Origin of the sequence: Pseudomonas sp. SWRI68, assembly GCF_014269165.1 — a bacterium.
In the GTDB taxonomy this organism is placed as follows: Bacteria; Pseudomonadota; Gammaproteobacteria; order Pseudomonadales; family Pseudomonadaceae; genus Aquipseudomonas; species Aquipseudomonas capeferrum.
The window spans coordinates 158207-172319 of the sequence record NZ_JABWRU010000011.1; the positions used below are offsets into that span (position 1 = coordinate 158207).

Sequence of the window (14113 nt, forward strand, 5' to 3'; positions counted from 1 at the left end):
TGGCACCGCTTGCACGGTCAGCACAAAGGCGTCGCCCAGGTCGTCGACATTGACCACCAGTGGGTAGTTGCTGCGCTCATGCGCGGCCAGTTGTTCGATACCCTGCCAGGCCTGGCGCAGCTCGGCCTTGGCCGGGGCACTGTGGCGGAAGTTGAGCAGGCTGGTGAACAGCGCCTGGGACGCGGGCACTGCGCTGCAACGCTGGGCCAGGGCCAGCGAGGCTTGCTCGTGGGCCAGCAAACGCGCCAGACGCTGGTGGGTCAGGCGCACGCCCTCGGCCACCGCCATCGCGCCCACGCTCACCCGCAGCGGCAAGGTATTGATGAACATGCCCAGCGCCCGTTCGGCCCCCTCGCCGCCTTGCAGGCGGCCGAGCAGCACGGTGCCGAACACTACCTCTTCGCGCCCGGACAATTGCGCCAGCACCTGCCCCCAGGCCTGGTGCACCAGGCTGGCGACGCTGATACCCAGCACACGGGCCTGCTCACGCAGGCGGCCGGCCAGGGCGCTGTCTAGTGCCAGGCGGCTGTCCAGCACCCGGCTGGCATCACTGTGCGCATCGCGCAGGCCGAACACGGTGGTGGGTTCGTCGATGTCGCCCAGCAGCTCGCCGAACATGGCTTGGTCGGCCTGGGCATCGGCGCCCAGGCGCGCCTGGGCCACGTAGTTGCGGTAAGGCACGCTGGCGTGCGACAGGGCCTGGCCTTGCAGCACCGCAGTGATCTCGGCCACCAGTTGCTCGACAGCCGCATGGTCGAGAATGATGTGGTGAATCAGCAGGGTCGCCTCCACGCGACCTTCGCCTGGGCTTGGCACCAGGCGGATCAAGGGGGCCTGGTTCAGGTCGAGGGTGGTGGTGCCAGCCTGGCCGGCCACTGCAGGCGTGCTGCGCCAGACGACCTGCACGGGTTCGTCCAGGCCCTGCCAGTGGATGCTGGTGCGCAGGATATCGTGGCGGGCAATGACCTGATCCAACGCCGCGGCGAAGGCATCGAGTTCGGCCTGCCCCGGGAACGCAAAGCGCGCTTGCAGCACATAGGGGTCGGCGCCCTCGCTGGCGAGGTGGTGGTAGAGGATACCTTGTTGCAGCGGGGCCAGGCCGTAGATGTCCTGGACATTGGCCACGCCCCCTGGGATCTGCCCGACCAGGGTGTCGATGGCCGCCTGGGACAGCTCGGCGAGCGGCAGCATGTCCGGGGTTATGCGGGTGCCATCTATCGGGATGCGGTTGGCCGGCACGCTCACGCCGGTTTCACCGCCGATGGCGGCGGCCAACGCAGCCAGGGTCGGCTCGCCGAACAGCACGCGGATATCGGCATGCAGGCCTTGCTGACGCAGGCGCGAGGTGAGGCTGACTGCCAGCAGCGAATGGCCGCCCAGTTCGAAGAAGTTGTCGTGGCGCCCTACCCGCTCCACGCCCAGTAGTTCGGCCCAGATCGCGGCCAGCAGGGTCTCGGTGTCGCCTTCGGGGGCTTGGTATTCGCGGTGTTGCAGGGCTTCGGCGTCCGGCAGCGGCAAGGCCTTGCGGTCGAGCTTGCCGTTGGGGCTTAGCGGTAGCGCCGGCAGGTGCATGAACAGCGCGGGTACCATGAACGCTGGCAGATGAGCCAGCAGTGCACTGCGCAGGGCTTCCACGGCCTGCTGCTCGCCGGTGTAGTACGCCACCAGACGCTGGTCGCGGGCGATAACGACCGCTTCCTTGACGCCGTCGATGGCGGTGAGCCCGGCCTGGATTTCACCCAGCTCGATGCGCAGGCCATGGATCTTCACCTGATCATCGTTGCGGCCCAGGTACTCGATGTTGCCATCAACGAGGTGCCGCGCCAGGTCGCCGGTGCGGTACAGGCGTGCGCCGGGGCGAGTGCTGAACGGGTCGTCGATGAAGCGTTCGGCGGTCAGTTCAGCGCGGTTGAGGTAGCCGCGGGCGACTTGCACGCCGCCGATGAACAGCTCGCCGGCGACGCCTTGCGGTACTGGCTGGCCCAGCGTATCGAGCACGTACAGCGTGGTGTTGGCGATGGGCTTGCCGATTGGGGTGTTGTCCGGCGCCGTCATGCAATGCCAGGCGCTGACGTCCACCGCTGCTTCTGTCGGGCCATACAGGTTATGCAGTTCGACCGTTGGCAACTGCGCGTGGAAGCGCCGTACCAGGCTACCCGGCAGGGCTTCACCGCTGCACAGCACGCGCTTGAGAGCATCTGCCGAAGCATCGCCGTGGGCCAGGAACACATCCAGCATCGATGGCACGAAGTGCAAGGTGGTGACGCCTTCGCTGCGGATCACTTGGCGCAGGTACTCCGGATCGCGATGGCCACCGGGGCGAGCCATGACCAGGCGTGCGCCGGTTTGCAGCGGCCAGAGGAATTCCCATACCGAAACGTCGAAGCTGAATGGGGTCTTTTGCAAGACAACGTCTTCTGCGCCGAGGTTGTAGGCGTCCTGCATCCACAGCAGGCGGTTGACCACACCGGCGTGCTCGTTCATCACACCTTTCGGCAAGCCTGTAGAGCCTGAGGTGTAGATCACGTAGGCCAGATGACGCGGGGTCAACGCAGAAACTACCGGGTTGCTGGAAGGCTGCGCGTTCCAGGTTGGCTGGTCCAGATCAATTAGCCGGGCCGCTTCCGGTACGTGTCGCGTAGCGCTGTGCACCAGCACCGCCACCGGCGCGCTGTCGCTCAGCATGTGGCGCACGCGTTCGGTCGGGTAATCCGGGTCCACCGGCACATAGGCGCCGCCCGCCTTGAGGATGGCCAACAGGCCAACCACCATCGACAGCCCCCGTTCGACGCAGATCGCCACCCGATCATCAGGCTTCACGCCCAACGCGATCAGGTGATGTGCCAAGCGGTTGGCCTGTTCATTCAACTCGCGATAACTGAGCGAACCTTCCTCGGCCCGCACTGCAACCGCATCTGGCGTGCGCACCACCTGCGCCTCAATCAGCCCGTGCAAGGTCTGCTCAAGGTCGTAAGCCACCGCGGTGTCATTGAAGCCCACCAACACCCGCTGGCGTTCCTCTGGCGCCAGCACCGGCAAGCGCTGCAATGCCAACTCCGGCGTCTGTTCCAGGGCCTCGACCATCGCCTCCAGCACCTGGTTCATCTGCCCGCAAATACGTGCCGCGCCCACTTCTGCCAGGGTCGTGGCAACCAGGCGGAAGCCTTCACCCAGGTCATCCACGTTCAGGCTCAGCGGGTAGTTGGTACGCTCCTGGCCTTCCAACACCTCGATGCCTTGCCATGCCTGACGCTGCTCGGCGCTGGTTTCAGCGCCATGGCGGTAGTTGAGCATGGCGCTGAACAGTGGCAATGGCGCAGCCACACCGCTGCAACGCTGGGCCAACGCCAAGGACGCGTGCTCGTGGGCCAGCAGTGCGCTGAGGCGCTGGTGCACGGCCTGCGCGCCCTCGCGCACGCTCACCTCGTTAAGGTCGACGCGCAACGGCAGGGTATTGATGAACATGCCCAGCGCCCGCTCGGCGCCTTCGCCACCTTGTAAACGGCCAAGCAGCACGGTACCGAACACCACGCAGTCCTTGCCACTGGCAGCCGCCAGCAGGCGTGCCCATGCCAGGTGGAACAGGCTGGCGACACTGATGCCAAGCTGCCGCGCCTGGCGTCGCAGCCCTGCGGCCAGCTCGGCCGACAGCGCCAGCTTGGCCTCGTGCATGTCGCGGCCATCGCCTTGCACATCGCTGAGGTCGAACGGCAAGGTCGGCTCATCGATATCGGCAAGTTGTTCGCGGAAGAACCGCTCATGCTCGGCCGGGCTGATGCCCAGGCGCGCCTGGGCCACATAGTTGCGATACGGCACCGGGGTGGCCACCGGCGGCGTGCCGTGCAGGAAGCCGATCAGCTCTTCGCCGACCACCTCCAGGGCCGTGTGGTCGAGGACGATGTGGTGGAACTGCAAGGTGGCTTCGATCTGCTCGGTGCCAGGCACTTGACGGTGCAGCAGACGGATCAGCGGCGCCTGGCTCAGGTCCAGGCCGCTCGCGCCTGCATCGAGGTGCAACAGCTGCAGCGGCGCATGACGCCAGACCACCTGCACGGCTTGTGGCAGGCCATCCCAGAGCACGGCGGTACGCAGCACATCATGGCGGGCGATGACCTGGTCCAGCGCGCTGGCGAAGGCTTGCAAGCGCTCCAGGCTGGCAAAGCGCAGCCGTGAATACAGCACGTAAGGATCGTGCTCGGCGCTCAGGTGATGGTAGAGAATGCCTTCCTGCAGGGGCGCCAGGGGGTAGATATCCTGCACATTGGCGGCACCGCCCGGCACGCTCACAACGATGCGGTCGAGCGCCGCTTGGTCGAGTTCGATCAGGCTGAGCAGGTCTGGGGTGATACGCGGGCAGTCGGCAGGGATACGGTTTGCAGGCACCACTACTTGCTGATTACGCCCCAGTGTCGCGGCCAAGGCCGCAACCGTTGGTTGACCGAACAGGGTGCGCACATCGACTTGCAGGCCCTCCAGCCGCAGCCGTGCAGTCAGGCTGACCGCCAGCAGCGAATGGCCACCGAGTTCGAAGAAGTTGTCGTGCCGGCCTACCTGCTGCACGCCGAGCAGTTCGGCCCACAATCGAGCCAGCAGGGTTTCGGTTTCACCGAGCGGGGCCTCGTACAGGCGCTCATGCAATGCACCGTCCGGGGCAGGCAGCGCGTTGCGGTCGAGTTTGCCATTCGGCGTCAAAGGCAGGTGGTCGAGGTGGATGTACTGCGCCGGCAGCATGTATTCCGGTAGATGCATCAGCAACGCTTTGCGCAGGCCGTCTGCCGCCTGCGGCTCACCGGTGAGGTAGGCCACCAGGCGCGCGCCACTGACCGGGGCATCGAAGGCCATCACCACTGCCTCGCGTACGCCGGGAATACGCACCAGGCAGGCTTCGATCTCACCCGGTTCGATGCGCAGGCCGCGAATCTTCACCTGGTGATCGTTGCGGCCTAGGAAGACCAGGTTACCGTCCTGGCACTGGCGCACCAAGTCACCGCTGCGGTACAGGCGCTCGCCGTCGACGAAGGGGCTGGCAATGAAACGCTCGGCCTGTTGCGCTGGCAAGCCCAGGTAACCACGGGCCACGCCGGCGCCACCGATGTGCAGGTGGCCGACCACGCCCCAGGGCACCGGTTGGTCGTAGGGGTCGAGTACATACAGGCGGGTATTGTCGATGGCGACGCCAATCGGCAATGCCCCTTGCGGCAGCTCGGCGCCCGGTTCCAGCGTCCAGGCGCTGCAATCGACGGTGGTCTCGGTTGGGCCATAGACGTTATGCAGGCGCACACCCGGCAGGCGCTGACGCACCAGGGCGGCCAGGGCTTCGGTCAACTCGCCGCCACCGCAGACGATATCGCTGAGGCGGGTACAGCGGCTGCTGGCGGGGGTTTCAAGGAACTGCTGCAGCAACGCCGGCACAAATTGCACCACGCTGACCTGCTGCGCTTCGATCAGTTGCGCGAGGTACTGCGGGTCGCGCTGGCCGTCCGGGCGTGCCAGCACCAGGCGCAGGCCGCTGCACAGTGGCCAGAACAGCTCCCACACCGAGGCATCGAAGCTGACCGGGGTTTTGTGCAGCACCGCGCCGTCACCCGCCGGCTGGCAAAGGCGCTGGCTCCAGCGCACCAGGTTGACCACGTTGCGGTGCTCGACCATGACCCCTTTGGGCAGGCCCGTGGAGCCGGAGGTGTAGATCACATAAGCCAGATGCCGAGCGTTCAGCGCAGGCACGCGTGGGTTGCTGATCGGCTGGGCGTGCCAGCAAGGCTGGTCGAGGTCGACCAGGGGCGCTTGGGCGCCGTGCGCGGCCTCGCGGGTGGCGCTGTGCACCAGCACCGCCAGCGGCGCACTGTCCACCAGCATGTGGCGAATGCGTTCGGCCGGGTAACCCGGGTCGACCGGCACATAGGCACCGCCCGCCTTGAGGATGGCCAGTAAGCCGACCACCATCGACAAACCACGCTCGACGCAGATCGCCACACGGTCATCGGGTTTTACCCCCAGGCCGATCAGGTGATGGGCCAGGCGATTGGCCTGCTCGTCGAGCTGGCGATAGCTCAGTTCGCCCTCCTCGGCGGCCAGGGCAATGGCATTCGGCGTGCGCCTCACCTGCGCCTCGAACAGCGCGTGCAACGGTTGCTCCGCAGCGTCGGGCCGCTGCGTGGCGTTGGCCAGCAGTTGCTGGCGTTCATTCGGTGTCAATACTGGCAGCTGCTGCACTAGCATCTGGGGCGCATGCTCAAGGGCATCCAGCAAGCCGACCAGCACCTGCAACAGTTGCTCGCAGACGCGCTGCGCGCCCACCTGGGCGCTGACCTGGGCGGTCAGGCGCAGGCCGTCGCCCAGGTCGTCGACGTTGACACTCAGCGGGTAGTTGCCGTGCCCGCCGCTGGGCAGGGCCTCGATGCCTTCCAGGGCTTCGCGCTGCGCTTGCTGTTCGGGCTGGCTGGCGCCGTGGCGGTAGTTGAGCATGGCACTGAACAAAGGTGTCGGCGCGGCCACACCGCTGCAGCGCTGGGCCAGGGCCAGCGAGGCATGCTCGTGCACCAGCAGCGCACTCAGGCGCTGGTGGGCCAGGCGCACACCGGCTTGCACACCCAGCCCCTGCAGGTCCAGGCGCAGCGGCAGGGTATTGATGAACATGCCCAGGCCGCGGTCGGCCCCCGCACCGCCTTGCAGGCGGCCGAGCAGCACGGTGCCGAATACCACGCGGTCCTGGCCACTGGTGGCGGCCACCAGCCGCGCCCAGGCCAGGTGTAGCACGCTGGCGGCGCTTACGCCCAGCTGCTGCGCCTGGCGGCGCAGGCGCCGGTATTGCTCGCTGTGCAGCTGCACGGTGGCCAGTTCGAAGGCACTGGCCTGGCCCTGCAGGTCGAGCAGGCCATAGGGCAAGGTCGGCGCGTCGATGTCGGCCAGTTCGGCGCGGAAGAACGCTTCGTGTTCGGCCTCGCTGATGGCCAGCCGGGCCTGGGCCACATAGTTGCGGTAGGGCACGGCCGGCTGGCCGGGCTGTTGCCCGCGCAGGTGATCGCGGATCTCCGCAAGCACCACTTTCATGGCCGTATGGTCAAGGGCGATGTGGTGGAATTGCAGGGTGGCCTCGATGCGTTCGGCGCCCGGCTGCGGGTTCGCCAGCAGGCGCATCAATGGGGCCTGGCTGAGGTCAATTCGGCCAGCCTGTTCGGTGCGCTCAACCAGCACCGACCCTGGCACGCTGCGCCAGACCACCTGGGCTGGCTGCGCCAGGCCGTCCCACAGCACGGCGGTGCGCAGGATATCGTGGCGGGCGATGACCTGGTCCAGGGCAGCGGCGAACGCGTGCAGGCGGGCCTGGCTGTCGAATGCCACGCGCCATTGCAGCAGGTACGGGTCTTGGTCGGCGGCGCTCAGGTGATGGTAGAGAATGCCTTCTTGCAGCGGTGCCAGCGGGTAGATGTCCTGCACGTTGGCGGCGCCACCCGGCACCGTGGCGACAATGCGCTCGATGGCGGCGGCGTCCAGGGCCAGCAACGGCAGCATGGCCGGGGTGATGTGGGTGCAGCCCTCTGCAATGCAGTAGTCCGGCACGCTTACCTGGCGGCCATTGCCCAGTGCGGCCGCCAGTGCGGCCACGGTCGGTTGGCCGAACAGCACCCGCACGTCGGTCGGCAGGCCTTGTTGGCGCAGGCGTTCGATCAGGGCCACTGCCAGCAACGAGTGGCCGCCCAGTTCGAAGAAATTGTCATGCCGCCCTACCCGCTCCACGCCCAGCACCTCGGCCCAGACGCTGGCCATGGCCGCTTCGGTCTCGCCGACGGGCGCCTCGTAACCCCGGCTGACCCAATCGGCGGTATCCGGTTCGGGCAGGGCACGGCGGTCCAGCTTGCCGTGGCTGGTCAGCGGCCACTCCTCCACACGGATAAACGCTTGCGGCAGCATGTGCCCTGGCAAGCTGGCCTGCAGCGCTTGACGCACAGCGTCGATCACCACCGGTGCGGACTCGGTGAACCAGGCCAGCAAGCGCTCACCCCGCACCAGCACCACGGCATCGGCAATACCCGTCTGCGCGGCCAGGGCGGCTTCGATTTCACCCAACTCCACGCGCATGCCGCGAATCTTCACTTGGTCGTCGTTGCGGCCGAGGTAATCGAGGGTGCCATCGGCGTTCCAGCGCACCAGGTCGCCGCTGCGGTACATGCGCGCGCCAGGCTTGCGGCTGAACGGGTCGGCGAAAAAGCGCTGCTCGGTCAGTTCAGGGCGATTGAAGTACCCCCGCGCCACCTGCGCACCGCCGATGTACAGCTCGCCCACAACGCCCACCGGCACCGCTTGGCGATGCGCGTCGAGCACGTAGACGCGGGTATTGGCGATGGGCTTGCCGATGTGCAACGCAGCGCCGGGCTGCACCTGCCCAGAGGTGGCGACCACCGTGGTCTCGGTCGGCCCGTAGTTGTTGACCAGGGCAAAGCCTGGGTCACGCTCGAACTGACGCAGGCGGTCGCCACCTATCAGCAAGGTGCGCAAGGTCGGGTGCTGGCGTACGCGGCGCAGCGCCAGCTCGGCCACGGGCGTGGGCAGGAAGCTGACGGTCAGTGGCTGTTCGAGCCACCAGTCAAGCAGCGCTTCGACATGTTCATTGCCGATGTGCGCAGGTGGCAGGTGCAGCGTGGCACCGGCACACAATGCCGGCCAGAGCTCCCAGGCCATTGCGTCGAAACCGAAGCCCGCGACGCTTGAAGTACGTGTGCCGGTCTCCAGCGCAAAGGCCTGGCAGTGCCAGTGCACCAGGTTGGCCAGGGTATGGTGTTCGATCATCACCCCTTTGGGCTGGCCGGTGGAGCCAGAGGTGTAGACCAGGTAGGCCAACTGGTGAGCATCCAACCCGGGCACGTGCGGGTTGCTGTCGAGGGCGTCATCGCTGGCGGCCTGGTCGAGGTTCAGGCGCGGTATGCCAGCAGGCAAGCCGTCGATGGCCGCTTCGCTCAACAGCAGGGCGGGCGCGCTGTCGGCCAACAGGTAGGCGATGCGTTCGGCGGGATAGCTTGGGTCCACCGGTACATAGGCGGCCCCGGCCTTGAGCACGGCCAGCAGGCCGATCACCCGCTCGGCGCTACGGCCCAGGCACAACGCCACCCGGTCACCGCAGCGCACGCCGCGTGCGATCAGCTGGTGCGCCAGGCGGTTGGCCCGAAGGTTCAGGTCACCATAGCTGAGCGCCATGCCCGGCTGACTGACTGCCGTGGCATCCGGGGTCGCGGCTGCCCGGGCCTCGACCAGAGCATGCACCGTCAGCCCTTGCGGATAGTGCTGCGCGGTGGCATTGAAGCTGCCCAGCAGTTGCTGGCGAGCTTCATCGTTCAAGATCGATAGGCTGTCGACCGGCGCCTCCTGCCCCTGCTCCAGTGCTTGCAGCAGCTGGGTGACGGCATTGGCCATCCACGTGGCAACCCGCGCCGCACCAATGCCCTCGATGGCCAGCACACTGAACGTGAAGCCATCACCCAGGTCGTTGACACTGAGGGTCAGCGGGTAGTTGCTGCGCTCCTCGCCCCCGAGCAGGCGCACGCCCTCCCAGATGCCCTCGCCGTCACGCGTTGCATCGTCGGCGCTGTGCCGATAGTTGAGCAAGGCGCTAAACAGCGGCGCAGCGGCCGCCACGCCACTGCAGCGCTGGGCCAGGGCCAACGGCGCGTGCTCATGGCCGAGCAAGGCCGACAGGCTACGGTGGGTGGCGCGCACGGCGGCACGCACGGCCAGCGTGGTGTCCACCCGCAGCGGCAGGGTGTTGATGAACATGCCCAGCGCCCGATCGGCGCCCTCACCCCCTTGCAAGCGGCCCATCAGCACGGTACCGAAGACCACGTCATGGCGGTTAGCAAGCACCCCCAGCACCCGCGCCCAGGCCAGGTGCATCAGGCTCGCGGCGCTGACACCCAGTTGCCGGGCCTGGGCGCGCAAACCGAGGGCAACCTCGCCATCCAGGGCCTGGAAGGCCGTTTCGATACCCCGGCCATCGCCCTGCACGTCGGCGAAGCCCAGCGGCAAGGTCGGCTCATCGACATCGGCCAGCATCTCGCGGAAGAACGCCTCGTGGCCGGCCTGATCACCCAGGCGGGCCTGGGCCACATAGTTGCGGTACGGCACCGCGGCCGGCAGCGTGTGCCCCTGGCCAAACAGCAATGCGCGCATTTCGCGGGCGACCACGTCCATGGCCGTGTGGTCGAGGGTGAGGTGGTGGAACAGCAGAATCGCCACCACCTGGTGGTTGGCGGGGTCCAGGCTGTAGTACAGGCGGGTCAGCGGCGCCTGGGTCAGGTCCAGCCGGTGGTGCCGTGCATCGAAACGCGCATGCAACTGCTCGATCCGAGGACTGCCATCCTCATCAGCCAGGTCATCGATTTCACTGACCACCAGCTCGGCCTTGCGCCAGACCACCTGCAGCGGCTGCGCCAGCCCTTGCCAGAGCACTGCGGTGCGCAGGATGTCATGGCGGTCGATAACCTGTTGCAGGGCACCGGCCCAGGCCAGCAGGCGCTCGACACTGTCGAAGGCCAGGCGGGTCTGCAGCAGGTAGGGGTCGCCCTGCTCGGCGCTCAGGTGATGGTAGAGAATGCCCTCCTGCAGGGGGGCCAGCGGGTAGATTTCCTGCACGTTGGCAGCGCCACCCGGCACGCTGGCGACGATGTCGTCGAGGGTCGCCTGCTCCAGGGTGACCAGGCTCAACATCTGCGGGGTAATCCGTTCAGCGTGCAGCGGCACCCGGTTGGCGGGCACTGTCACTTCGCGGCCGATAGCCGCTGCGCTGGCCAGCGCGGCCAGGGTCGGCTGGGCGAACAGCACCCGCACATCGATCAGCAGGCCAGCCTTGCGCAGGCGCTCGACCAGCGTCACCGCCAGCAGCGAGTGGCCGCCCAGTTCGAAGAAGTTGTCGTGCCGCCCTACCCGTTCCACGCCCAGCACGTCGGCCCAGATGGCCGCCATCGTGGCTTCGGTCTCACCTTCAGGCGCCTCGAATGCCTGGCCGAACAACTGCGAGGTAGCCGGGTCGGGCAGTGCGCGGCGGTCCAGCTTGCCGTGGCTGGTCAGCGGCAGCTCAGCCAGGCGCAGCAACGCCAGCGGTACCATGTGCGCCGGCAAGCGGGCCTGCAAGGCCTGGCGCAAGGCTTCGACATCCACCGGGGCGGTCTCGGTGAACCAGGCCAGCAGACGCTCGCCCCGCACCAGCACCACGGCCGCGTCGATGCCGGGCTGCGCTGCGAGGGTGGCTTCGATTTCGCCCAGCTCTACCCGCACGCCGCGAATCTTCACCTGGTCGTCGTTGCGGCCAAGGTAATCGAGGGTGCCATCGGCATTCCAGCGCACCCGGTCACCGCTGCGGTACATCCGTGCGTTGGGCTGCGCGCTGAACGGGTCGACGAGAAACGCCTGCTCGGTCAACGCTGGGCGGTTGAAGTAGCCACGCGCCACTTGCGCCCCGCCGATGAACAGCTCACCGGTGACGCCGACCGGTACCGGCTGCAGGCCTTCGTCCAGCACATAGACGCGGGTATTGGCGATCGGCCGGCCGATGTGCAGAGGCCCGCCAGGCACCACCTGCCCGGAGGTAGCGACGACGGTGGTTTCGGTCGGCCCGTAGTTGTTGACCAAAGCAAACCCTGGGTCACGCTCGAACTGGCGCAGGCGGTCGCCGCCTACCAGCAAGGTGCGCAGTGTCGGGTGCTGACGTTCGCGGCGCAGGGCCTGCTCGGCCACCGGTGTAGGCAGGAAACTGACCGTCAACGGCTGCGCCAGCCACCAGTCGAGCAGTTCATCGACATGCTCGTTGGCGATGTGCGCAGGCGGCAGGTGCAACGTGGCTCCGGCGCACAGGGCGGGCCAGACTTCCCAGGCCATGGCGTCGAAGCCGAAACCGGCCACGCTGGACGCGTGTGCAGTGGCGTCCAGCGCGAAGGCCTGGCAGTGCCAGTGCACCAGGTTGGCGAGGGTGTGATGCTCGATCATCACACCCTTCGGCTGGCCGGTGGAGCCGGAGGTGTAGACCAGATACGCCAGGTGCTGCGCGTGCAACTCAGGCAACTGAGGGTTGCTATCGTGCACGGCGATGCTTTGTGCAAGATCCAGGTCGAGGCGCGGCACCCCGGCCGGCAACCCGGTAATAGCAGCCTCGCTCACCACCAGTGCCGGTTCGCTGTCGGCCAGCAGATAGGCAATGCGCTCTGCCGGGTAGGCGGGGTCTACCGGTACATAGGCCGCGCCCGCCTTGAGCACGCCCAGCAACGCGACCACGCGCCCGCTGTTGCGCGGCAGGCATAGGGCAACACGGTCGCCCATCTTGACACCACGCGCGATCAGCTGATGCGCAAGCTGGTTGGCGTGGCAGTTGAGTGCGTGGTAACTCAAAGCCTGGTCACCCTGCCGCAGCGCCACTGCAGCCGGTGCGCGGGCCGCGCGGGCCTCGACCAAAGCATGGACGGTCTGCCCCTGTGGGTACGCCTGAGCCGTGTGGTTGAACTGTTGCAGCAACTGTTCGCGCTCTGCCAGGGGCAGTGCCTGCAGCCCTTGCATGGGTGCAGTGGGCGCATGTTCCAACGCCTCGACCAGGCTGGCCAGGACCTGCTCGAATTGCGCGCACAAGCGCGCCGCGCCCCATTCGGGCAGGCTCTGTACGGTCAGGCGCAGATCGTCGCCCAAATCATCGACGCTGACGGTCAACGGGTAATCGGTACGTTCCTCGGCGCCGACGATATCGATGCCGTCGGCCACCGGGATGACCTCGGCAGCATCGCCCGCATCGCTGTGGCGGTAATTGAGCAGGGTGTTGAACAGCGGCGCCGGTGCCGCCACGCCGCTGCAGCGCTGGGCCAGGGCCAGGGACGCCTGTTCGTGGCCAAGCAAGGCGCTGAGCCGTCGGTGGGTGGCCAGCAACGCATCACGCACGCCGGTTGCGCCAAGGTCAATACGCAGCGGCAGGCTGTTGATGAACATGCCCAGCGCCTGCTCGCTGCCATCGCCGGTAGTCATGCGGCCCAGCAGCACACTGCCGAACACCACCTGCTGACGCGCCGAAAGCTGCCCCACCAGCCGGCCGAAGCCCAAGTGCAGTACACTCGCCGGGCTTACCCCGAGTTGCCGGGCCTGGCTGCGCAGGCGCTGGCTGAGCGCCGGGGCCAGAGTCAGGCGTGCCTGCTCCAGCAGCGCATCGCCTTTGGCTTGCAGGCCGAAGGCCAGTGTCGGCTCATCAATGTCACCCAGCATCTCGCGGAAGAACCCTTCATGGGCCTGCTCATCCAGTGCCTGGCGGGCGGCGGCCAGCACGTTGCGAAACGGCATGGGCGCGGCCAAGTGTTCGGCCTGGCCGGCAAGGTGCGCCTGGATTTCCCGGCGCACGATATCCAGCGCGGTATGGTCCATGACCACATGGTGGAACATCAGCAGTGCCACCCACGTCTCACCTTCGCCCTGCGCGTGCATCAACTGCATCAGCGGCGCCTGGCGCAGGTCGAGGCGGTATTGGCGTGGGTCGAAGCGCGCGCACAACTCGGCCAGCGCCGCGCTACCGGTAACCGGGACGGCTTCGCGAACCAGCGTCGCCTGCTGCCAGACCACTTGCACCGGTTGGTCAAGGTACTCCCAGTGCAGCGCGGTGCGCAGGATGTCATGGCGCTGGATCACCCACTGCAGTGCCTCGGCGAAGGCTTCGAGGTGGGCTTTGCTGGCAAAGCGCAGTTGCACCTGCGACAGGTACGGGTCGCCGTCGCTGGCGGACAGGTGGTGGTACAGCATGCCCTGCTGCAGCGGCGCCAGCGGGTAGATGTCCTGAACGTTGGCGGCGCCGCCGGGCACGCTGGCGACGATGCGGTCAATGGCCTGTTGCTCCAGGGCTACCAGCGGCAACATGTCGGGGGTGATGCGAAAGGCTGGGCTCAGCCAGTCGTCCTCGCGTTCGGCGAGCATCTCCAGCAACGCCGGCTTGTGCCGTGACAACGCCTCCCACAAGCTATCGTCCAAGGTGTCGTCATCGCCGAGGACGATCAGGTCCTGGTCTTCACGCTGGAGTCGGATTGCACGGGTGGAAAGAGCAGCCATCAGTTCGCTGAAGTGCATCGGTAAGCATCCTGCTTTGCCTGGAAATAGGGATCGT

The 14113-nt window shown here is 67.1% G+C and carries 1 protein-coding gene (only partly in view); it reads right to left on the reverse strand.

From position 1 onward, the window contains the following. A protein-coding gene (locus HU770_RS17525) for a non-ribosomal peptide synthase/polyketide synthase (RefSeq protein WP_186664608.1) crosses the window boundary here: on the reverse strand, positions 1 to 14076 show its 5' portion. The gene continues 8247 nt to the left of window position 1, outside the view; the window shows 14076 of its 22323 coding nt (coding positions 1-14076); its start codon is at positions 14074 to 14076; its stop codon lies off the left edge, out of view. Positions 14077 to 14113: the final 37 nt, after the last annotated feature.